Raw genomic sequence first — 22,936 nt, forward strand, 5'->3', positions numbered from 1 at the left:
AAATACAATGACTGTATCAAATAAGAATGTAAATATCACTTCACCTCGGTTGATAGCTTTTTATTTAACTCAATATCATCCAGTACCTCAAAATGATTTATGGTGGGGAAAAGGGTTTACTGAATGGACGAATGTCACAAAAGCAAAACCGTTATTTGAAGGACATTACCAACCACATCTACCAAGTGACTTGGGCTTTTATGATTTGCGTTTGCGAGAAACGAGACAGGATCAAATAAATTTAGCTAAACAATATGGAATAGATGGGTTTTGTTATCATTATTATTGGTTTTCAGGTACACGCATCTTAAATTTACCACTAGATGATATGCTCCTTGATAGCCATTCTGATATGCCATTTTGCTTATGCTGGGCAAACGAAAATTGGACTAGACGTTGGGACGGCGCTGAGCAAGAAGTATTGATAGCGCAAAAATATTTGCCCGATGATGATTTGAATTTCATCAAATCTCTGATTCCTTTTTTTGAAGACAAACGTTACATTCGGGTTGATAGTTGCTTATATATTATTGTTTACTTCCCTCAACATTTACCTGATGCAAAAAAGACCCTCACTGTTTGGCGAGACTACTGTAGATATGTTGGATTGGGTGAGCTTCACATTTGCGCAGCATTGACACATGGTAACGAAGATTATGCTCAGTATGGATTTGACAGTGGTGTTGAATTTCCACCTCACAACATAAAAGTTGAAAACTGTAGTAATCAAATGAATTTTTATGAAGCTCACAAAGGTGGCATATATCAATATGCTCAAGTTGCTGAATTCTATATGAATCGCAACTGTACTAATCAGAGAGTATTCAAAACAGTTTTTCCATCTTGGGACAATACAGCTAGAACGAAAGAACGTGCGTTAGTAGTATTGAATGGGCATCCCGATAATTATGAGTACTGGTTGTCTTCAACTATAGATCTGGCGAAACAAAAACAAAATGGTGAACAGTTGGTCTTTATCAATGCTTGGAATGAATGGGCTGAGGGCTGCCATCTTGAACCTGATCGTTGGTTTGGTCATGGATTTTTAGAAGCAACTCTAAATGCAAAAAAAGGAATGCGAAGATTTACAACATTCACACAAATTGGCTTGCCTCATGAAGAGAGTTTAGCTCATCGGACGTTTTTAAAAGACCTAGTTACGGTGTTCCATTATCATTCAAATTTAATATTTTCTGATATGAAACGTGCTATTCATAAGCGACCTTATTTATATAAAGGATTGTTTCCAATAGTCAGTTTAGCTCGCAAAATTCGATCAAAAATTGGTAGGCTTAATTGATTAAATTTTATTAATGATTGTTGCCAGCCATAGAGATAAGGTCCCCTGCCAAGTTTGACGATAAAGGCCACATACTTCTAATAGGCGAACTCTATCTTTAAAACGTGCTCCACGAAACCGACCAAATATTTCTAAAATATCTTGGGTGTCTTTGGTTAATAATTGGCGAACATTGCAAAGTGCAGTGTAATTAATATTATTCCAATTTTTGAAGCGCCCATTAACTACATAAAAAATTCGTTCAACTCTGGCTCCAAAAGATGAGTTTGCACCAATAAGTGCATTTGTATGCTGACGGTACAGTAATGACGGTTTTGGGTCGTAATAAAAAATGCCACCAGCACCTTTTACAATTAGGTATAACCACCAGTCGTGCGACACAACTTGTTGCATACCTGCACGCTCTAAGAGTTCTTTTGCTGGTTGATTAAACACCTGAGTATTGCCTCCGGCAATGCTTTGCACAAGTGCGTTACGAAATGATCTTGGTAATGTGAATTCAGGTGAAAATCCAAGCGGCTTTAGTGCTTCATTTACTATTTGGGTGCGGCTACCATAAGCTGTGGGGACTTGTGATTCATTATTCTCACTGAAAAAGGTAACAGCTCTTTCAAGTTTATCAGCAAGCCAAACATCGTCTTGGTCTGAGAAAGCGTATAAGTCTGCGCGTATTGTTGCATCACATGCCATGGATAAAAAGTTTTGGCAAAACCCCTGTTGCGGACCTTGGCATATTTCTAGGCGATCACTTCCCCACTTTTCTTGGAATTGTTTGACAATGGCTAAGGTATTGTCGCTTGAACCATCATCGCTAATCACCAAGCGCCAGTTTTGATGTGTTTGATCTGCAATCGATTGTAGCTGTTCAGCTAGAAACTTTTCACCATTGTAGGTAGACATGAGTATGCAGATGTGAGGTATATTTTTTTGATGATTCATTATTTCTTTGATTCATATGCGTATATGCACATTTTTTTTAGAAAAAACTAATTCTAGCAGAAGGGATGCTGGCATGGCGCGACCATTTTAGTTAATAAAAATTTTGGCTCTTAGTGCTCTTGTTTGTTCTAAACGTGTCTATGAATAGAGGTAGCTTGTTTTAATTGTGATCACTTTAGTTTGTGTGAGTTTTGCTAATTAAAAATTAGTGGTGATTTACTAGCTTAAGTTTAAGTGAGTTAAAATGGGCTAACCTTAGCATGTGCTTGTGATTATTAATATGAAGAGTATACAAAAAAACAATAACAAAGAGATTGATTCTGGCGTGTTAGAAACTCACACCCCCATGATGCGCCAGTACCTTGGCTTAAAGGCACAGCATCCTGATATGTTGTTGTTTTATCGTATGGGTGATTTTTACGAGCTGTTTTTTGAAGATGCTGAAAAAGCTTCTAGCTTGCTTGGTATCACCTTAACACAGCGTGGTAGCAGTAATGGGCAGCCCATTAAAATGGCAGGTGTACCTTATCATGCGGCTGAGCAATATTTAGCCAAACTTGCCAAAATGGGCGAGGCGGTCGCTATCTGCGAGCAAGTGGGCGACCCTGCCACCAGTAAAGGCCCAGTAGCGCGTGAAGTAGCGCGTATTTTAACGCCAGGCACGCTCACCGATGCGGCGTTGTTAGATGAGTCTCGTGATAATCAATTACTCAGTATTTTTCAGGCGGATGGTGTGGTTGGTCTTGCACGGTTGAACCTAGCCTCTGGCAGTTTTATATTGAGTGAAATCGCAGTGGGTTTGGTGGCGCAGGAAATAGAACGCATTGCGCCTAGTGAAATATTACTTTCTGACGACTTTCAACACAGTTCACTCAATGCCAGTAAAGTGGCTAAACGGCGCTTAAGTGCATGGCAGTTTGATTTTGATAGTGCTTTTTCTACGCTGACCAAACAATTTAATACTTATGATTTAAATGGCTTTGGCTGTGCCGATATGCACCCTGCAATTTGTGCGGCAGGTGCATTGCTTGATTATGTAAAGCATACGCAACGCACCACTTTGCCGCATATCAATGCATTAAGTGTAGAAACCACCAGCGCCTATTTACAGCTGGATGCCGCGACTAGGCGTAATCTTGAAATTGATATGACCTTGCGCGGTGAGGCAAGCCCTACGTTATATTCATTACTGAATACTACCCAAACCGCGATGGGTGCGCGTTTATTGCGACATTGGCTACACCATCCTTTGCAAGACAGTAACTTGGTGATGAAGCGTCATGAGGCAGTTGCTGATTTAATACAAACCAACCAATATTTGAATTTACGGCAGACCTTAAAGTCTGTGGCTGACATTGAGCGTATTACTGCGCGCGTTGCCCTTAAAACAGCGCGCCCAAGAGACTTGTCTGGTCTTGCTGTGAGCCTACAGCAATTACCTTTGCTGCAATCGCAACTTAATCAGCAATCTGCCAGTTTATTACAAACCTTAGCCAGCAATTTAATACCATCTGCTGCGGTAGTAAGTTTGCTTACCACTGCCATTAAAGCGGAACCTAGTGTAGTGCTCCGTGAGGGCAGCGTGATAGCAGATGGCTATGATGCCGAGCTGGATGAACTACGTGCGATACAAACCAACCATGGCGAGTTTTTGTTGCGATTTGAAGCGGCAGAAAAAGAGCGGACAGGGATTACCAATCTCAAGGTGGAATACAACAGCGTGCATGGTTTCTATATTGAAATGAGCCGCACCCAAGCGGAAAGTGCGCCAGCAGAATATAGGCGTCGCCAAACACTTAAGAACGTAGAGCGATTTATTACCCCAGAACTTAAAGCGTTTGAGGATAAAGTACTCAGTGCAAATGACCGTGCTTTAGCCCGCGAAAAGATGTTGTATGAACAGGTGTTAGTAGAACTTGGGCAATATATCTCTGCATTGCAAACCAATGCAGGCGCAGTAGCTAGTTTAGATGTGTTGTGTTGTTTTACCGAGCGTGCTATTAGCTTAAATTATGTGTCGCCCACATTTACAACCGAGGCTGGGTTAGAAGTAGTGAACGGTCGCCACCCTGTGGTGGAGCAGATTTCTATGCAAGCCTCAGGTCAGCCCTTTATTGCCAATGATGTGACACTTAACCCTTACCGTCAATTGTTGCTGATTACAGGCCCGAATATGGGCGGTAAATCTACTTTTATGCGGCAAACTGCTTTGATTGTATTACTGGCGTATTGTGGCTGTTATGTGCCAGCAACTTCAGTAAAAATTGGTGAGATTGACCGCATCATGACACGTATTGGCGCTTCGGATGATTTAGCAGGCGGACGTTCAACCTTTATGGTAGAAATGACAGAAACGGCCAATATTTTACATAATGCGACAGACAAAAGTTTAGTACTGTTAGATGAAATCGGGCGCGGTACCTCTACATTTGACGGATTAAGCCTCGCATGGGCGGTTGCCAAGCAGTTATTAGAGAAAAACCGCGCTTATACTTTATTTGCTACGCATTATTTTGAGCTGACGCGTATTGTTGATGAGTTTAAATATGCAGCTAATGTACATCTAGACGCGGTTGAACATGGCAACAGTATAGTGTTTATGCACAAAGTCGAAGAGGGGGCGGCCAATCAAAGTTATGGCTTACAAGTTGCGCAACTGGCAGGGATTCCTAAGCCCGTTATTAGTGCGGCAAAAAGAAAATTAGCGCAATTAGAGTTAAATCAGGTGGCTAATCAGGATGCAACAGCAGTGCCGCAAGTAGATATGTTCATGATGAATGAGCAAATTGAGGACGTTCCATTACATCCAGTGCTCACTGAGTTGGAGTCATTGCAGGTCGATGACCTCACGCCCAAGCAGGCTCTGGATATGTTGTACAGACTAAAAGAAGCCGTCAATCAAGTGTAATAATAGCAGTCAGTGCTTCTGTTGATAGGTCAGGGCATACTAAAAGGAAGCACATTACTCTTCGCGCGCATCATTGAAGTGCGTTTTGTCTTGATGCAAGCGTGTGCATGCGCACCTTATTTGTGCGAACTGATGTTTTTTGAAGGTATTTCTACCACTACGTATAATTACGTATTCCATATTAAACAAGTGGTTAAGCAATTTTTTAATAGTTGGCACACCTATTGCTTATATTTGCTCAGTCGATTGAGTTAAGCTGCTATGTTAAAAGTAATGATTGTTGATAATAATTTGGAGCGTGTTAAACCACTCAAGCAGTCATTGCTTGATAACGGTTACGACGTGATTGCGCATCTAAGAGACACTATCAACTTAAATGATGCATGCAGTAAATTGCAACCAGATGTCGTGGTGATCGATACAGATTCGCCAAGTCGAGATACTTTAGAACATATCTGTGTCATGACGATGAATGATCCACGTCCAGTGATGATGTTTACACATGATGGGGATAAAGAGCAGATTAAATTAGCAACGCAGGCTGGTGTGTGTGCTTATGTGGTGGGTAATTTACCCAATGAGCGCTTGCAACCAGTAATTGATGCGGCAGTTGCAAGGTTTGAAGAGTTTAAGAATTTACGTGTTGCCTTACAAGAGGCCAATACCAAGTTAAGTGAGCGCAAAATCATTGAACGTGCGAAAGGTTTGATCATGAAGCAGCGCAACGTTGATGAAAATGAAGCGTATAGCATGCTAAGAAAGATGGCGATGGAAAAACATACGCGTATCGGGGCGTTAGCAGCACAAATTGTTGAAGCAGCACAGTTGTTACTTTAACTGATAAAAGATTTATATATTTGTTGGTGGTTGAGTCCAAAAGTCCAATGACGGACTGATGAGCTAAATCATCCAAGCAGTAAAAAAGAGCCAATGGTGGCTCAGATCATGTAATACAAGACAAAGGCGTCTTGATAAGCAATTAACTCTTTCATTTAGAGTTAGTTCAACTTATCAGACGCCTTTTTTTATGAATTTTTTAGATTGTTTGGATTATTTTAGGAGAACTAAGATGGGCAATGACAATATCAGTAACAAAGTAATTACGTTGGATCAGAAACCGGAAGTGGTGATAGATTCTGCACGCCGTGACTTTTTTAAAATGAGTGCAATGGGTGCATTCGGTGCAGCAGCCATGATGGGTTTAGTGCCAAACGGTATTCGCACACAAGCTTATGCGGCAGGGTCTGATGCGCCAGAAATTACCGATGTAAAAATTGGCTTTATTCCACTCACGGACTGTGCACCGATTGTCGTGGCTGCAGAAATGGGCTTTGATAAGAAATACGGCATCAAAATCACCCCTTCAAAAGAAGCGTCATGGGCAGCAGTGCGTGACAAAGTGTCTAATGGTGAGTTGCATGCAGCACATATTCTGTACGGCATGGTGTATGGCGTACAGCTAGGTATTGGTGGTCAGCAAAAAGATATGGCGATGCTCATGGGCTTAAATCATAACGGCCAAGGCATTACACTTTCTAGCCAGCTCAAAGAAAAAGGCGTGAAAGATGGTAAGAGTCTTAAGCGCTTAATTGATAACGAAAACCGTGACTATACCTTTGCACAAACTTTCCCAACAGGTACGCATGCTATGTGGCTTAACTACTGGTTAGCTGCAAACGGTATTAACCCAGTAAAAGATGTGAAAAATATTGTAGTGCCTCCACCGCAAATGGTGGCCAATATGCGTATTGGTAATATGGATGGCTATTGTGTTGGTGAACCTTGGAACGCTAGGGCGATTTTCGACAAAGTAGGATTTACTGTCGCAACAACACAAGATATCTGGGTAGATCATCCTGAGAAAGTGCTAGGTTGTACTGCTGAATTCGTAGAGAAAAATCCAAATACTGCACGTGCAATTATCATGGCGATTCTTGATGCCTGTCGTTATATTGATGCTACAGAAAACCGTGCGAAAGTGGCTAAGCTGATTTCAGGTAAAGCTTACGTCAATGCGCCAGAACAAGTGATTGCAGGCCGTTTTGTGGGTGATTACGACAATGGCAACGGCAAAGTATGGAAAGACCCTAACTACATGAAGTTCTTTAGTGACGGTAAAGTGAATTATCCATATTTATCTGATGGTATGTGGTTCTTAACACAGCATAAACGTTGGGGCTTGCTCAAATCTGATCCTGATTACTTAGGGGTTGCCACTAAGATCAACCAAGTAAAACTTTACTCTGAAGCTGCATCGCAACTAGGTATTAGTGTGCCGAAAAGCGCGATGCGTAGCAGTAAGTTAATGGATGGCGTTGTGTGGGATGGCTCTAATCCAGCTGCTTATGCTGCATCGTTCAAGATTAAAGTGTAATTCATGAAGCATTGCACAAATAGAGTTGCGCCTTAAGGAGTTGAAATGACAAATACTGTAAATAAAATAATGCCTACCGCTAAACCTTTCACTTTAGGCAGTTCTCGTCGTTTAAATACGCAGGCTTATCGCTTTTTTGGATGGGTGCTACCGCCAATTTTTGGGTTGTTCTTGCTGGTTGTAATTTGGGCTTTGATTGCAGAACATACACAAGAGTTGCCAGGACCAATTAAAACTTGGGTCTCTGCGGTTGAATTGTTTAGTGATCCGTTTTACGACCATGGTATCAATGATAAAGGGGTGGGTTGGAATATCCTGGCATCACTGGAACGTGTTGGTTTGGGTTTTGGCTTAGCTGCATTAATTGGTATCCCGCTTGGTTTTATTATCGGTCGTTTTGAGTTTGTGGCAAGAATGACTGCGCCAGTGATCAGCTTGCTACGTCCAGTCTCACCACTTGCATGGTTACCAATTGGTTTGCTGGTGTTTAAAGCAGCTAATCCTGCAGCGATATGGGTAATCTTTATTTCAGCAGTATGGCCCATGATTATCAACACAGCAGTTGGCGTAAGTAAAGTCCCGCAAGACTATATGAACGTAGCTAAAGTGTTGAACCTAAGTGAATGGAAAATTGTGACCAAAATACTGTTTCCGTTTGTATTGCCTTACATGATGACTGGTGTGCGCCTATCTATCGGTGTTGCATGGTTGGTGATTGTGGCGGCAGAAATGTTAACGGGCGGTGTTGGTATCGGTTTCTGGGTGTGGGATGAGTGGAATAATTTGAATGTTGAACACATCATCATCGCAATTTTTATCGTCGGCATTGTTGGTTTGTTGCTTGAGTTAATGCTCACACAAATCGCTAAACGATTTAGCTACGAATAACACACTTAAATATCCTTTAGGAACGATCATGGAAAAAGCAAACGCTGACAAATATGTACAACTGGAGCACGTAGATATGACCTTTCATACCAAAAAAGGGACATTCAATGCGCTCAAGGGTATTAATCTTAATATTAAAGAAGGCGAGTTCATTTCAATTATTGGGCACTCTGGTTGTGGTAAATCTACAGTGCTAAATTTAATCGCAGGCTTGTTACAACCGTCTGATGGCTTGTTGTTCTGCGCAGGCCGAGAAATTGCAGGGCCAGGGCCTGAGCGAGCAGTCGTGTTCCAAAATCACTCTTTATTACCATGGCTAACTTGTTTTGAAAACGTGTATCTCGCAGTAGAACGCGTATTTAGCACCGAGACCAAAGCACAACTTGAGGCGCGCACGCATGCCGCTATCGAGTTGGTAGGGCTGTCACACTCTAGCGACAAACGACCTAATGAAATATCAGGTGGGATGAAGCAGCGTGTTGGCATTGCCCGCGCTTTGGCCATGGAGCCAAAGGTGCTGCTGTTGGATGAGCCATTTGGTGCGTTAGATGCGCTAACCCGCGCTAACTTGCAAGATGAGTTGATGAAGATTATGGCGAAGTCAGGTTGTACTGCAGTGATGGTCACGCACGATGTGGATGAGGCTGTATTGTTATCAGACCGTGTTGTGATGATGACTAACGGACCAAGTGCAACTATTGGCGAAATTTTAGAAGTTAAATTGCCGCGACCAAGAGCACGTTTAGAATTGGCAGAAGATCAAGAATATAACCATTTACGTAGTGAAGTATTGCGCTTCTTATATGAGCGCCATGCTAAGAAATCGGCATAAACGCCATTGATTTAAACACTACAACGTCAAATTAAAATTTAATTAAAGGATTATTAACATGAAAACTAAAACATTATTCAAAATGAATATGGTCATGGCTTGTACTACATTAGCATTAGCAGGCATGGCGCAATCAGCTTATGCAGAAGAAGAAGCTGTTGCTGAATATACATTTTTAGATGCTATTAAAGATGGTAAGCATATGACGAATTTTCGTTTACGTTACGAAAACGTGAATCAAGAGGCATTTAGCGGTGGCAAACGACTTGATACAGGCGAAGCATTTACCCTACGTAGCTTGATTGGCTGGCAAACTGCGCCATACAAAAACTTTAGTTTTGGTGCACAAATCACTGATGTTCACGAGTTTAACGATAACTTTAACGACCGCAGAGGTAATCTTCCTGAGCATAATAACGGCACAGCAAGCTCTAGCCCAAATAAGGCCCGCTACCCTAATATTGTTGACCCAGGCTTTACCGATATTAATCAACTTTATGTGGATTGGACTGGTATTAAAAACACTAAAGTACGTTTAGGTCGTCAACAAGTTAACTTAGATAACGTTCGTTTTGTTGGTGACATTGCCTTTAGACAAAACATGCAAGTGTTTGATGGTGTGACTGTGTTAAATAAAAGTATTCCAAACGTAGAAATTTTTGCAGCACACTTTGATAAAGTGCGTCAAATTACCACCAAAGATCGTCATGGCAATATTGATATTGTGAACGCAAAGTACCGCATTTCACCATCAGAATCATTGACTGGTTATGGCTACTTCGTTGATGTGGCAAACTTGGGTCAAAACGGTGGTAACCCAGCTGCCATCGGCACTGCTGCACAAGGTGGTAATGGTCTTGGTGCGAGTAAGGACTCTGTACGTTCAGCAACGACTGATGCCAGCAGCAAAACTTTTGGTGCGCGTTTAGATGGCGTACGTGCGATTAATCCTGATTGGAAAATGCTCTATACAGCAGAGTATGCAAGACAAAGCGATTTGGCTGGTGGCAGTCCGCTAATTGATGCACATTATTTCAAATTAGGTGGCGGTGCGGCATACGGTGCATGGTCATTACGTGTGGACCATGAAAAGCTTTCTAGTAATGATGGGCAGTATGCATTCCAAACGCCATTGGGAACTAACCATCTATTCCAAGGTTGGTCAGATCACTTTTTAGCAACGCCACGTCAAGGGATAGAAGATACCTTTGTCACTGTTGCGGGAGCTATCGATAAATTCAAGCTTTATGCTGAATATCATGTCTTTAAATCTGACGAAAAATATCAATCTATGAATGGTAAGTTTGGTGATAAGTATGGTACTGAGTTTGATGCTAGCGTAGCGTATCCATTTAACGATAAATTATTGGGCAAGGTTGAGTACGCTAACTTTAGAGAAAGTGATGTATACGGTACGAGCTTACAAGGCGCTGCACGTAAAGGCGACAAAGAAGTTATTTGGGTGACTGGTATGTACACGTTCTAAATAGCATCTAGATTTTTTTAGGTGTTTTAGTGTTATAAAAATGCACCATTGTGGAATTCCATAATGGTGCATTAGCACTATAAAAGCGCTGGTGTGATGGTGGTTGTTATTTGGTATTGAAAATAAGTACTTGTTTTAAATATAAAAAAAATAATTTAAAAAATCATAAAATTTGGCATAAATAGTGCATGTTTATGAACATATTGCAATTTAAATAAATCGATGGTGAGAAAATGCAAAAGATGAAATTAGTAGTAATTGGTAACGGTATGGCCGGGATGCGTACAGTAGAAGAGTTGCTGAAAATAGCGCCTGATATTTATGATATTACGGTGTTTGGTGATGAGCCTTACCCTAATTACAACCGCATTATGTTGTCTCCTGTGCTCGCAAATGAGCAAACCATTGATGACATCATTTTAAATACCAGAGAGTGGTATGCTGAGAATAATATCACCCTGCACACAAGTGCAAGAGTGCATAAGATTGACCGTAAAAACCGTGTGGTATATACGGAAGACGGCATAAGCGCTGAATACGACAGGCTATTGATTGCGACAGGTTCCAAACCATTTATGCCACCAGTCCCAGGTAATGAGTTTGAGGGTGTCTTGGGTTATCGTGATATTAAAGATACGAACGACATGATTGAGGCAGCAAAAGTCTATAAGCATGCTGTAGTGATCGGTGGTGGCCTGTTAGGTCTAGAAGCAGCCAACGGCTTAAAAATCCAAGGCATGGATGTCACAGTTATTCATAAAAACGAGTGGTTATTAGAGCGTCAGTTAGATAAAACTGCAGGTGGAATGCTGCAAAAAAATCTAGAAGCTAAGGGCCTTAATTTCTTATTGAATAAAAATACAGAACAATTGGTTGGCGACGACAAAGGTCGCGTGAAGGCAGTGAGATTTAGCGATGGTCAGGAAATTCCAGCAGACTTGGTAGTGTGGGCAGTTGGTATCCGTCCAAATTACGCATTAGCTGAGTCGGCAGGTATTTATTGCAATAGAGGTATCGTGGTCAATGACACCATGCAAACTTATGACCCACGTGTGTATTCAGTGGGTGAGTGTGTGGCACACCGTGGTATTTCTTACGGACTAGTGGCGCCATTGTTTGAAATGGCTAAAGTCTGTGCAACGCACTTAGCTAACTTTGGCATAGGCCAATATAAAGGATCAGTGACATCAACTAAACTTAAAGTAACGGGTATTGATTTATTCAGTGCAGGTGACTTTATGGGCGGTGATGATACAGAAGAAATTGTTTTGCACGATGCAGTTGGTGGGATTTACAAAAAGCTCATCATCAAAAATGACAAAATCGTTGGTAGCGTGCTTTATGGGGATACCACGGATGGTTCGTGGTATTTTCAGATGTTAAGAGATGGTAAGGCGATTCACGAGATTCGTGATCACCTGATGTTTGGCCAAGACTCACTAGGTAATAGTGGTCATCAAGGCCAAGATAAAGCAGCTTCCATGACCAATGAAATGGAAGTGTGTGGTTGTAATGGTGTATGTAAAGGCACCATTGTTAAAGCCATTCAAGATAAAGGTTTATTCACCATTGATGATGTGAAGAAACAAACTAAAGCTGGGTCAAGTTGTGGTTCTTGCGTGGGCTTGGTTGAGCAAATTCTTGCTTCTACTTTAGGTGGTGGTTATGCGCCTCCATCCACAAGTAAAGCAGTGTGTGGGTGTACTACAAAGAGCCATGAAGAGGTGCGTGCAGAAATCCGCACTCATAAATACCTAAGCATTCCAGATGCCATGAAGGGGATGGCATGGTCTACACCAAACGGTTGTGCAACTTGCAGACCAGCACTTAACTACTATTTACTTTCAACTTGGCCACACGAGGCAAAAGATGACCCGCAATCACGTTTTATTAATGAACGTGTGCATGCAAATATCCAAAAAGATGGCACTTATTCTGTGATTCCACGTATGTATGGCGGCGTGACGACTCCTGACCAACTCAGAAAAATTGCGGATGTTGCAGATAAATATGCAGTGCCGATGGTGAAAGTGACAGGTGGTCAACGGATTGACTTGTTAGGTGTGAAAAAAGATGACTTGGTCGACATGTGGAAAGACTTAGACATGCCATCAGGTTACGCTTACGGCAAGAGTATCCGTACGGTTAAAACCTGCGTTGGTTCAGAGTTCTGTCGTTTTGGTACACAAAACTCTACTCAATTAGGCATTGATATCGAAAAAGCATTCGACCACATGTGGGCGCCACATAAAGTGAAATTTGCGGTGTCTGGATGTCCACGTAACTGTGCTGAATCAGGCGTTAAAGATGTGGGTATTATCGGTGTGGATTCTGGCTGGGAAATTTATGTAGGCGGTAACGGCGGTATTAAAACCGAAGCTGCACAGTTCCTATGTAAAGTGAAAACTTCAGAAGAAGTCATGGAGTACTCGGGTGCATTTATCCAGATTTACCGTGAAGAAGCGCGCTATTTGGATCGCACCGTGCATTGGATTGAACGTGTTGGTTTAGAGTATGTAAAACAACGTATTCTGGAAGATGCTGAAGGCCGTAAGGCAGCATACGAACGCTTGATTTACGCACTACAAGGCGCATCAGACCCTTGGGCTGAACGCGTGAAAAATCGTGAGCAACATAAAGAGTACGAAACTATTACTGTTTAATACATTGATTTAATGCATTGTTAAAGATTAGGAAATAACATAATGAAATCTAGTTTTTGGAAATCAGGTCATACACCGACCTTACTATCATCTTTTTTATATTTTGATTTAAGTTTTATGGTGTGGGTGTTACTCGGCCCATTAGCGGTACAAATTGCGACTGACTTGCAACTGACCCCCGCTGAAAAAGGCTTAATGGTCGCAACTCCTGTGTTAGCTGGTGCACTATTACGTATCGTGATGGGTGTTTTAGTTGATCAAATTAAACCTAAAATGGCAGGCTTAATCGGTCAAGTGATTGTGCTTGCTAGCTTATTGGTAGCATGGTTACATGGCTTACAAACTTTCCAACACACGTTAATGTTAGGATTGGGTTTAGGGTTTGCTGGCGCTGCGTTTGCGGTTGCATTACCTTTAGCAAGCCGTTGGTATCCACCTGAGCATCAAGGTACGGCACTAGGTATTGCTGGTGCTGGTAACTCGGGTACTGTATTTGCAGCATTGTTTGCACCTGGTTTAGCCGTGGCATATGGTTGGAATAATGTATTTGGTCTAGCATTAATTCCATTAAGTATCGCCATGTTTATCTACATCGTTTTTGCAAAAGATGCGCCTGATGCACCAGCGGCAAAATCGCTAAGTCAATACATGCAGATTCTTAAAGATAAAGATGCTTGGTGGTTCATGTTTTTCTACAGCGTTACCTTTGGCGGCTTTGTAGGTTTAGCTTCATCATTGACCATTTATTTCAATGACTTATATGCGCTAGGCCCTGTAGTGGCTGGTTACTGTACAGCAGCATGTGTGTTTGCAGGTTCGCTTGTACGTCCTTTAGGCGGCTGGTTAGCTGATCGTGTTGGCGGTATTCGTACTTTATTAACCATGTACATATTAGCTGCGGTGTTGTTGGTAGTGATGAGCTTTGGTCAACCAACTTACCAATTGGCGTTATGGGTGATCGTGCCAACAATGGCGATTTTAGGTATGGGTAATGGTGCAGTATTCCAGTTAGTACCACAACGTTTCCGTAAAGAAATTGGCGTGATGACTGGTTTAGTGGGTATGGCGGGTGGTGTTGGTGGTTTTTACTTAGCATCAAGCTTAGGGATCATTAAACAAGCCACTGGTAGCTATCAAGTTGGTATACTGATTTTTGCAGGGCTAGCTGCTTTAGCTGTACTTGGTTTGGTCGGTGTTAAAACACGCTGGCGTACTACTTGGGGCGCAGCAACGACTGCCAAAGTATAAAAACTCAAGGTGTAAAGCTAAGGCATCACGTCAATCATGTCACTTCAATTCACTGTAGGCCAATCAAGCCTTACTGGGCCACGTACACGTAATGAAGATTATGTTGGCTTAGTAACGCCATCAGGCGAGCAATTAAGTGTAAAAGGTGCACTTTTTGCAATCGCCGATGGCGTAAGTGGCAATGCTGGCGGTGGTGAAGCTTCTGAGATGACGGTACGTACCGTCACCACAGATTACTATGCCACACCAGATACTTGGGAGCCGCTTACTTCTCTAGACAAGGTCCTAACTGCTGCAAACCGTTGGCTGATTGCGCAAGCAAATGCGAATAGTGATATGGTGGGCATGGCGACAACCTTGTCATTGCTTGTGTTGCGTGGGCAGCGCTACTATGCAGCCCATGTGGGCGACACCCGTATCTATCTATTGCGAAATGGCGCACTCAAGCAACTAACCACTGACCATGTTTGGGACAGACCAGATATGCGTCACGTGTTAAAGCGCGCAGTGGGTTTAGATCGACATCTGGAAGTAGACTTCTCAGAAGGCGCATTGCAAGAAGGTGATGTATTTGCTTTAATGAGTGATGGCGTGTGGGATAGCGTAGGTGAGCAGGGTATCCATAAGCTTTTGGGCTTATACAATAACCCACAAATGATTTGTGATCATCTTACTAAAATGGCCATTGAAAAAGGCAGTCAGGATAATTCTACTGCGGTTGTGTTAAGAGTCACTGCCTTAGGTCAGGATACGTTATTAGAGCTTTTGGCTGGTGGTAAACATCTCACGGTGCCAGAAAAGTTAAGTGTGGGTGACCATATTGATGATTTTGAAGTACTTGAGTTGATGTATGAGTCACGGGCAAGTTTGCTGTATAAAGTGCGGCATACGACAACTAAGCAATTGTTTGTATTAAAAACCCTGCAACCAGCATTAGCAACGGATACTGAGAGTTGTCATGGCTTGCTGAATGAGGAGTGGTTAGCAAAACGTGTGGTTTCTCAGTACGTGCCGCAGGTGTTCCCAGTTTCAGTAGAGAAGCGAAGCAAGCTTTACTACGTGATGAGCTGGCATGAAGGTGCAACCTTACAACAAAGATTAGATAGCGGACACCATTTTACGGTAGCTGGTATTCTTAAAGTTGGCATCGATATGATGCGCGGTATTGGCGCCTTACATCGTCTCAACATTGTGCATAGAGATATTAAACCTGCTAATGTGCATCAAGGAAGTGATCAGCGACTGCGCATTTTAGATTTAGGCGTTGCACTGAGTATGCAAACGAATAAATCAGATGTATTACAGAACCCTGGTACCCCCAGCTATATGGCGCCAGAATTGTTTGATGGTGAAATGGCAACCCCCCAAAGTGATATTTATGCAGCTGGCGTTACACTGTATCATCTACTTACACGTAAATATCCACATGGTGAAATAGAACCTTTTCAAAATCCAAAATTTGGTAGTCCTACGGCACCGACAAGATACCGTCCAGATATTCCGTATTGGTTAGAAAATATTGTATTAAAAGCAATTGCAACAGACCCTAAAGTGCGGTTTGAAACAGCAGAAGAAATGCTGATTGCACTTGAGCATGGTGAGTTAAAGCCTATTTTGCCACCAGCACGTACACCATTAATTGCACGTGCTAGATTGGTTAAGTGGCAATGGATAGCGATTTTTTCGTTAATCTTAAATTTTTTATTGATTTATTTATTAGCAGTTTCATGATTCAACTAGATATAAAGGTAGGACTAAAATGAGTAATTGGGTAAGAGTTGCACCTCTTGAAGAAATCCCTAAGTTAGGTGCACGCGTTGTGCGCAGTAAAGACATTGATATCGGTGTGTTTCGTTTAGAGGATGACCGTATCTATGCTGTGAATAATAGCTGCCCACACAAAGGTGGTCCACTATCAGAAGGTATTGTGTACGGTGACAAAATTGCTTGTCCATTACATAGTTGGAAAATCAGCTTAGTGGATGGTAAAGCTGATGAACCAGATGAAGGCGAGACAGCATGTTTTAACACCAAGATTGAAGGTGGCGTCGTTTATTTAGAGCTAAAAGAGTAATTGATTTGATTAAGCAAACTAAAAGTACTTGTTGTTACTGCGGTGTTGGCTGCGGGGTGATTATTCACTCTGAAAATGACAAAATTATCGATGTTAAAGGTGATCCACAACATCCAGCAAACTTTGGTCGTTTGTGTACCAAAGGCTCTACGTTGCATCTTTCAGCTAAGCTGGATAATCGCTTGCTGTACCCTGAAGTTCGCCAGAGTCGTCATTTACCACGAACCAGAGCGACATGGGACGAGTCACTCGACTTAGTGGTTGAGAAGTTTGCTACATTAATCGAAACACATGGCCCTGATAGTGTGGCTTTTTATATTTCAGGCCAATTGCTGACTGAAGATTATTATGTCTTTAATAAACTAGCCAAGGGTCTGATTGGTACGAATAATGTGGATACCAATTCAAGACTTTGCATGAGCTCAGCCGTTGCTGGCTATAAATTAACGCTAGGTGCTGATGCGCCGCCTGCTTGCTACGAAGATATTGACCATACAGATTGCTTATTTATTGCAGGGTCTAATACTGCTTTTGCACATCCAATCCTTTATCGTCGTATTGAAGATGCCAAAGAGAAAAATCCAAATTTAAAAATAGTGGTGGTAGATCCTCGCCAGACTGACACAGCCAAGGCCGCAGATTTGCATTTAGCAATCTTGCCAGGTACTGATGTTGCGTTATTCAATGGCATGTTGCATATCATGCTATGGGAAGGCATGTTGGATAATGACTTTATTGATGCCCATACCAATGGCTTTGCTGAGCTAAAAGAAACGGTGCGCGAATACACCCCTAAAATGGTAGCTGATATTTGCGGTATTAAAGAAGCGGATATTATCACTGCGGCTAAATGGTTTGGTAAAGGCCCAACGCTTTCTATGTACTGTCAAGGCCTGAATCAGTCGATTAATGGCAGCGATAAAAATGCAGCGTTGATTAACCTGCATTTGGCTACAGGTCAAATTGGTAAACTTGGCGCAGGTCCATTCTCACTGACTGGTCAGCCTAATGCCATGGGCGGGCGTGAGGTTGGTGGTATGGCTACGCTGTTATCTGGTCATCGTGACCTAGCTAACCCAGTGCATCGTGCTGAAGTGGCTAGTTTTTGGGGTATCGAAAGCATTTCTGATATACCTGGTAAGTCAGCCGTCGATATGTTTAAAGCAGTTAAAGATGGCAGTATTAAAGCAATCTGGATTGCCTGTACCAACCCTGCACAATCGATGCCTGATCTCAATGATGTATTAGAGGCATTAGATAATGCTGAGCTAGTGGTTGTACAGGATGCCTTTGATAATACTGAAACTTGCCAATATGCTGATGTATTACTGCCAGCCAGCACATGGGGAGAAAAAGAAGGGTCGGTTACCAACTCTGAGCGCCGTATTACACGTGTTAATCCTGCTGTTATTCCACCAGCTGAAGCTCGCCATGATTGGGCAATTGTTGTAGATTTTGCACAACGCTTAGAGCAAAGACTCGCAAAAAACACTGCGTTGTTCCCATATACGACGACTGAGCAAATTTTCGATGAGCATCGTGAAACCACACGCGGACGAGATTTAGATATTACTGGCCTAAGTTACACATTGCTCAATGAGCAGGGCCCGCAGCAATGGCCGTTTAAAAACGGTGATGTAACAGGTAAGGCCCGTTTGTATGCAGACGGCGTATTCCAGAAGCCTGATGGCAAAGCACAGTTCCTGAACGCTACCTATAAAGGCACTGCTGATAAAACAGATGCACGTTATCCATTGCACCTACTGACGGGGCGTCTACGCGACCAGTGGCACGGTATGAGTCGAACTGGTAATGTTGCGCAGTTATTTAATCATGCAGAAGAGCCTGTTATTCATATGAGCGCAGACGATATGATGCGCCGCTCCATTCAAAATGGGGATGTCGTTAAGGTCAGTAACAAACGAGGTAGTCTAGTACTACCTGTACAAATGTCCGATGAGGTAAAACCATCTCAGACCTTTATCCCAATGCACTGGGGTAGCCAGTTTATGCATGGTTTAGGCGTCAATGCATTAATGCCTTCAGCGTATGACAAAGTTTCTAAACAGCCAGAACTTAAGCACACCGCGATTAAGCTAGAGAAGTTAGAACTACCTTGGCGCATGACTGTGATGCGCACCATACACAACTTGGATGTGTTGCAGAAGTTAAAAGGGTACTTATCTCACTTTGAGTATGCTAGTTGCGGGCTATTCGGTCGTGAGACAGAAACACATTGTGGCATGCTCATTTTAAGAGCTGCACACACAGAAGCACCTGATGATCAAGTGATCCAAGACATAGATACTTTGCTCGGCATGACAGGGGACGCACCTTTGCTCAATTATCTGGATGCTAAGCGTGGCATTAGTAAACGTATTCTGGTTGAAACAAACTTGGAAAATAAGGCAGAGGTAACAGGCGTTAGGTTAGTGGGGGAGACCTTAGCTGCTGCCTGGCTTAAAGATGTCATGGGGACAGGGGAATTTAGCCCTGAGTTACGTCGCTGGGCATTAGCGCCATTGAGTGCTCCGCCAGCTGGTCAGCGTAGTCGCGGTAAGATTGTTTGTAATTGTTTGGATGTTGCTGAAAACGAAATTATCGATAATATTCAATTGGGCGCAGATTTGCTCACATTACAGAACAAGCTTAAGTGCGGTACGCAGTGCGGGTCTTGTGTACCTGAGTTAAAACAGTTGGTTCGTATACATGCTAAACACTAGGGCTACGTGTTAAGTCAACTCCTATTGGGTGCTGACTCTTAGCGCTTGATGCTTAGGCATAATAGCTGCCACTAAAATAAAAAGCGCGCGATGAGTATTCATGGCGCATTTTGCCACCGATGGTATTCAGCATTAGATAGTCAGTACGTGGTATTTTTCAGCGGCCATATGCTCCATCTCACCGTAAGCTGTAAAGTCTCTGATGTGTAACGGTTGAGCGTCGCGGTCATTCGTTGCGCATAAAGCAAATCTTTTGCACAAAAGACACCATCAGCGCATTGTAGGTTGGGGTCTGCCTCACAGCGTGCAATCACTTGGTTAGTCTGTGGTGCTTATGACTATTCCGATGTAACCTTACTAGCAGGGGCGTATGGGGTTTTCTTAAGTCGTTTAGCTTCTATTAACAGATCTTCGGCAAGCTTACTTTGCTCTTTTTGTTGCATACAGGACTGCTCAATCGCATTTTTCACTTCTAAAGAGGTGCCTCTGTTATTGTAAACCTCGTTTACTAGGGCCAGAGTCTGTGCATCTTCGGCGCTCTCTAATTGCTCTTCTTTTGTTTTACCTGTCTGTCGAAGCCACATCATTTTCTTTGCCGCGTCACCACGTTGTTTGCAGTCAGCATCTACTTGGTATGGAGATAAATCTCTATCTTTCGTAGCACCATCACTAGCCTTTGCTGCTTTCATGGTTTTACTGTAGTTTTGGTTAGCACATGGCGTGTCTTGAAAACTACTGCCACAACGATACATTGTGGCAGCTAGCGTAATCTGCGTGCAACATAACAACGCGCAGGTGGTGATACTAAGCAATAATGATTTCATATGAATAGGCTGTGAGCGTATTTAGGTCATCAATGATGGTATTGATTAGTGGTGATGGCCGCCTGCACCGTGCACATGTTGATGAGCAACTTCTTCTTTGTTAGCAGGGCGAACATCTTTAATCGTTGCTGTGAATACAACGCGTTCGCCGGCCCAAGGGTGGTTGCCATCCACAATCACTTTGCCGTCAGCAATTTCTGTCACTGTGTACAGGATGACATCGCCTGTTTCATCTTCACCTTCAAATTGCATACCAACTTTTAACTCAGCCGCAGGGAACGCGCTGGCTGGTTCAATTTGTACTAACTCTTCATCATATTCACCAAAAGCATCCGCAGGTTGTAAATCTACAATGACTACATCGCCAATGTCTTTACCATGCATGGCTTCTTCTACTTTTGGGAAAATATTGTCATAACCACCATGTAAGTAGGCTACTGGATCATTGCTAGATTCAAGCACGTTGCCATCAGCATCTTTAAGTTCGTAAGTCATTGTGACAACAGTGTTCATTGCAATTTGCATGGTGAAATCCTCTACCTAGGTTTTTTAAAGTAATGTTGAAATTTTAATCTATATTTTTGAAATTGCTTAAATGTAGGCAATATTTATTTTCAAGCTTGTATGTTTTTCAGGTGCTTAGCAATTAATCGATCCAGCGATGCTGCGAAAGCTTGTCTGTCACCCTGGTTAAAAGCGGACTGCCCGCTAATTTCTACACCATTGCTACGTAGCTCTTCCATCAGGTTGCGCATACTTAGACGTTCCTTAATGTTGGCTTCGGTATAGAGTTCGCCGCGCGGGTTTAAGGCATAAGCCCCTTTTTCTACGACTTGTGCTGCAAGCGGAATATCCGCCGTAATCACCAAGTCGCCAGCTTCTAGCGCAAGTACAATGTGATTGTCTGCGACATCAAAACCACTGGGTACTTGTATGGTTTTGATGTATGCAGAAGGCGGTGTACGTAAAAACTGATTAGCGACGAGCGTCGTCGTAATTTTTGTGCGCTCAGCTGCTCTAAATAAAATCTCTTTAATCACAACTGGGCATGCATCTGCATCAACCCAAATTTTCATCATGTATCTGACGTTGTTTAGCTAATCTTAGCGGCCTCTGCCACCAGTTTTGTGCTGACTGCCAGCGATTGCTGTGCCTCTATTTTGCTGGCCACGCGGCGCATGGCTACGATTACCGTTGTTGGTTGGTTGAGGTGAAAATATGGCTGCTTGTGGCATTGCTTGGTGTCTAGCCGCTTCAGACATTGGCTTTTGTGATCGAGGTTGAGCAGGCACTGGCTGCGCGCGCCTAGGTTGTTGGGCTTGTGTAGCACCATTTTTCTGTGGTGCTGCTTGTCTGCCGTTTTCCTGTGGTTTACGACGTTGGCCTTGTTGCGGGCGAGGTGCGCGTGGTGCTTCTGGCTCTGGGTTTGCTGCTGGGGTAAACCCTTCAACGCTCACGCGTGGAATTTCGCGTTTAATTAGTTTTTCTATGTCTTTTAATAGCTTGATTTCTTCTCTATCCACTAAAGAAACGGCAGCACCACTGCTACCCGCACGGCCAGTACGACCAATACGGTGTACATAGTCTTCTGGTACATTCGGTAATTCAAAGTTAACCACTTGTGGCAATTGGTCAATATCTAAGCCACGTGCTGCAATGTCAGTGGCTACTAGTACACGCATGCTGCCATCTTTAAATTGCGCGAGTGCTTTAGTGCGTGCGCCTTGGCTTTTGTTGCCATGAATCGCAGCAGCTTGTATATCATCTTTGATTAACTTCTCAGCTAAGCGGTTTGCGCCGTGTTTGGTGCGAGTGAATACTAACACTTGCTTCCAGTCGTGGTGTTTAATCAAGTGGCTCACTAAATCACGTTTATGTGCTTGTGGCACCATATGTACCGTTTGCTCAACCAGTTCTGATGCAGTATTACGACGCGCCACTTCAACAAAACCAGGGTTATGCAATAGGCCATCGGCTAAGGTTTTAATCTCCTCAGAGAATGTAGCCGAGAACAGCAGGTTTTGGCGTTGCTTTGGTAACATTGCGAGTATTTTCTTAATATCACGGATAAAGCCCATGTCTAGCATGCGGTCAGCTTCATCTAATACTAAAATTTCGATGCCAGACAAATCAACATTTTTTTGATTAGCATGGTCAAGTAAACGGCCTGGCGTTGCGACTAGAATATCGAGTGGTTTTTTAAGTCTTGCAATTTGTGGGTTAGCATTCACGCCACCAAAAATGACAGTAGAAGTCAGTGGTAAGTATTTACCATAGGTTTTTACTGATTCTTCAATCTGCGCAGCAAGCTCACGCGTTGGTGTCAGCATTAAGCAACGAGGACGGCTTTTAGCAACCTCTGCTAATGGCTTTTGGCTGAGTAGATGCAAAATTGGCAGGGTAAAACCTGCTGTTTTGCCTGTGCCTGTTTGTGCGCCAGCCAATAAATCACCACCAGTTAATACGAGTGGAATGGCATTGGCCTGAATCGGGGTTGGTGATGTGTAGCCAGCGTCGTTAATCGCACGCAAAATAGGCTCAGATAAACCTAACGCATCAAAGTTAAGTGTGTTTGTTGTTTCAATAGTCAAAGTAATAGCTCCAGCTTGGAAATTTAGCGAAGTTCTGTATGAGTGGTTGAGCGTTTAAAGAGCTTGTAACCGGCTGCAAAAGTGCA

17 protein-coding genes are annotated in these 22,936 nt (G+C 42.8%); 12 read left to right on the forward strand and 5 right to left on the reverse strand.

Annotated elements, in window-relative coordinates:
- The first annotated feature begins 7 nt into the window (after positions 1–7).
- A complete protein-coding gene (locus Q7U33_RS02255; protein WP_304857963.1) occupies positions 8–1,300 on the forward strand; it encodes a glycoside hydrolase family 99-like domain-containing protein in 1,293 nt (430 codons plus the stop codon).
- On the opposite strand, the gene Q7U33_RS02260 is transcribed toward Q7U33_RS02255, so the two are convergent.
- Positions 1,301–2,239 carry a glycosyltransferase family 2 protein gene (locus tag Q7U33_RS02260; protein WP_304857964.1) on the reverse strand — a complete coding sequence of 313 codons (939 nt, stop codon included), beginning with the start codon at positions 2,237–2,239 and terminating at the stop codon, positions 1,301–1,303.
- Between the two features lie 280 nt (positions 2,240–2,519).
- Between Q7U33_RS02260 and mutS the strand changes: the two genes are divergently transcribed.
- From mutS to Q7U33_RS02315, 11 genes are all read left to right on the forward strand, one after another.
- The gene (mutS, locus tag Q7U33_RS02265; protein WP_304857965.1) at positions 2,520–5,147 is read left to right on the forward strand and encodes a DNA mismatch repair protein MutS; all 2,628 of its coding nucleotides are present in this window, start codon (positions 2,520–2,522) and stop codon (positions 5,145–5,147) included.
- Between the two features lie 273 nt (positions 5,148–5,420).
- The gene (locus tag Q7U33_RS02270) at positions 5,421–5,984 is read left to right on the forward strand and encodes an ANTAR domain-containing response regulator (protein ID WP_304857966.1); all 564 of its coding nucleotides are present in this window, start codon (positions 5,421–5,423) and stop codon (positions 5,982–5,984) included.
- Between the two features lie 232 nt (positions 5,985–6,216).
- Entirely contained in the window at positions 6,217–7,521 is a 1,305-nt protein-coding gene (locus Q7U33_RS02275; protein ID WP_304857967.1) for a CmpA/NrtA family ABC transporter substrate-binding protein, read from the forward strand.
- Between the two features lie 45 nt (positions 7,522–7,566).
- Positions 7,567–8,409: a nitrate ABC transporter permease gene (gene ntrB, locus Q7U33_RS02280; protein ID WP_304857968.1), complete on the forward strand. Its 843-nt coding sequence runs from the start codon at positions 7,567–7,569 to the stop codon at positions 8,407–8,409.
- 28 nt (positions 8,410–8,437) lie between these two features.
- Entirely contained in the window at positions 8,438–9,241 is an 804-nt protein-coding gene (locus Q7U33_RS02285; protein ID WP_304857969.1) for an ABC transporter ATP-binding protein, read from the forward strand.
- 58 nt (positions 9,242–9,299) lie between these two features.
- Entirely contained in the window at positions 9,300–10,727 is a 1,428-nt protein-coding gene (locus Q7U33_RS02290; RefSeq protein ID WP_304857970.1) for an alginate export family protein, read from the forward strand.
- A gap of 233 nt (positions 10,728–10,960) precedes the next feature.
- Positions 10,961–13,390 carry a nitrite reductase large subunit NirB gene (gene nirB / locus Q7U33_RS02295; RefSeq protein WP_304857971.1) on the forward strand — a complete coding sequence of 810 codons (2,430 nt, stop codon included), beginning with the start codon at positions 10,961–10,963 and terminating at the stop codon, positions 13,388–13,390.
- Between the two features lie 42 nt (positions 13,391–13,432).
- Positions 13,433–14,638 (forward strand): NarK/NasA family nitrate transporter, encoded by a 1,206-nt coding sequence (locus Q7U33_RS02300; RefSeq protein ID WP_304857972.1) that lies wholly within the window; start codon positions 13,433–13,435, stop codon positions 14,636–14,638.
- Positions 14,639–14,674: 36 nt separating this feature from the next.
- Positions 14,675–16,369: a bifunctional protein-serine/threonine kinase/phosphatase gene (locus tag Q7U33_RS02305; protein WP_304857973.1), complete on the forward strand. Its 1,695-nt coding sequence runs from the start codon at positions 14,675–14,677 to the stop codon at positions 16,367–16,369.
- A gap of 28 nt (positions 16,370–16,397) precedes the next feature.
- Positions 16,398–16,712, forward strand: a complete 315-nt coding sequence (nirD, locus tag Q7U33_RS02310) for a nitrite reductase small subunit NirD (RefSeq protein ID WP_304857974.1) — start codon at positions 16,398–16,400, stop codon at positions 16,710–16,712.
- A gap of 5 nt (positions 16,713–16,717) precedes the next feature.
- Positions 16,718–19,435 carry a nitrate reductase gene (locus Q7U33_RS02315; RefSeq protein WP_304857975.1) on the forward strand — a complete coding sequence of 906 codons (2,718 nt, stop codon included), beginning with the start codon at positions 16,718–16,720 and terminating at the stop codon, positions 19,433–19,435.
- Positions 19,436–19,773: 338 nt separating this feature from the next.
- Here the strand turns inward: Q7U33_RS02315 and Q7U33_RS02320 are convergent, their stop codons facing one another.
- From Q7U33_RS02320 to Q7U33_RS02335, 4 genes are all read right to left on the reverse strand, one after another.
- Positions 19,774–20,259: a hypothetical protein gene (locus Q7U33_RS02320; RefSeq protein ID WP_304857976.1), complete on the reverse strand. Its 486-nt coding sequence runs from the start codon at positions 20,257–20,259 to the stop codon at positions 19,774–19,776.
- A gap of 45 nt (positions 20,260–20,304) precedes the next feature.
- The gene (locus tag Q7U33_RS02325) at positions 20,305–20,784 is read right to left on the reverse strand and encodes a peptidylprolyl isomerase (protein ID WP_304857977.1); all 480 of its coding nucleotides are present in this window, start codon (positions 20,782–20,784) and stop codon (positions 20,305–20,307) included.
- A gap of 89 nt (positions 20,785–20,873) precedes the next feature.
- On the reverse strand, positions 20,874–21,335 hold the full coding sequence (locus tag Q7U33_RS02330; protein WP_304858014.1) for a YaiI/YqxD family protein: 462 nt from the start codon (positions 21,333–21,335) through the stop codon (positions 20,874–20,876).
- Positions 21,336–21,362: 27 nt separating this feature from the next.
- Positions 21,363–22,850 (reverse strand): DEAD/DEAH box helicase, encoded by a 1,488-nt coding sequence (locus Q7U33_RS02335; protein ID WP_304857978.1) that lies wholly within the window; start codon positions 22,848–22,850, stop codon positions 21,363–21,365.
- Positions 22,851–22,936 lie beyond the last annotated feature (86 nt).

Origin of the sequence: Methylotenera sp., assembly GCF_030653755.1 — a bacterium.
Lineage (GTDB): Bacteria > Pseudomonadota > Gammaproteobacteria > Burkholderiales > Methylophilaceae > Methylotenera.

Bases quoted from the DNA above. Each gene is read 5' to 3' on its own strand.
- Q7U33_RS02260 (WP_304857964.1), bottom strand. From the start codon at position 2,239: ATGAATCATCAAAAAAATATACCTCACATCTGCATACTCATGTCTACC.
- nirD (WP_304857974.1), top strand. From the start codon at position 16,398: ATGAGTAATTGGGTAAGAGTTGCACCTCTTGAAGAAATCCCTAAGTTA.
- Q7U33_RS02330 (WP_304858014.1), bottom strand. From the start codon at position 21,335: ATGAAAATTTGGGTTGATGCAGATGCATGCCCAGTTGTGATTAAAGAG.
- Q7U33_RS02285 (WP_304857969.1), top strand. From the start codon at position 8,438: ATGGAAAAAGCAAACGCTGACAAATATGTACAACTGGAGCACGTAGAT.
- Q7U33_RS02305 (WP_304857973.1), top strand. From the start codon at position 14,675: ATGTCACTTCAATTCACTGTAGGCCAATCAAGCCTTACTGGGCCACGT.
- Q7U33_RS02255 (WP_304857963.1), top strand. From the start codon at position 8: ATGACTGTATCAAATAAGAATGTAAATATCACTTCACCTCGGTTGATA.
- mutS (WP_304857965.1), top strand. From the start codon at position 2,520: ATGAAGAGTATACAAAAAAACAATAACAAAGAGATTGATTCTGGCGTG.
- Q7U33_RS02275 (WP_304857967.1), top strand. From the start codon at position 6,217: ATGGGCAATGACAATATCAGTAACAAAGTAATTACGTTGGATCAGAAA.
- ntrB (WP_304857968.1), top strand. From the start codon at position 7,567: ATGACAAATACTGTAAATAAAATAATGCCTACCGCTAAACCTTTCACT.
- Q7U33_RS02325 (WP_304857977.1), bottom strand. From the start codon at position 20,784: ATGCAAATTGCAATGAACACTGTTGTCACAATGACTTACGAACTTAAA.
- Q7U33_RS02270 (WP_304857966.1), top strand. From the start codon at position 5,421: ATGATTGTTGATAATAATTTGGAGCGTGTTAAACCACTCAAGCAGTCA.
- Q7U33_RS02300 (WP_304857972.1), top strand. From the start codon at position 13,433: ATGAAATCTAGTTTTTGGAAATCAGGTCATACACCGACCTTACTATCA.
- Q7U33_RS02290 (WP_304857970.1), top strand. From the start codon at position 9,300: ATGAAAACTAAAACATTATTCAAAATGAATATGGTCATGGCTTGTACT.
- nirB (WP_304857971.1), top strand. From the start codon at position 10,961: ATGCAAAAGATGAAATTAGTAGTAATTGGTAACGGTATGGCCGGGATG.
- Q7U33_RS02320 (WP_304857976.1), bottom strand. From the start codon at position 20,259: ATGAAATCATTATTGCTTAGTATCACCACCTGCGCGTTGTTATGTTGC.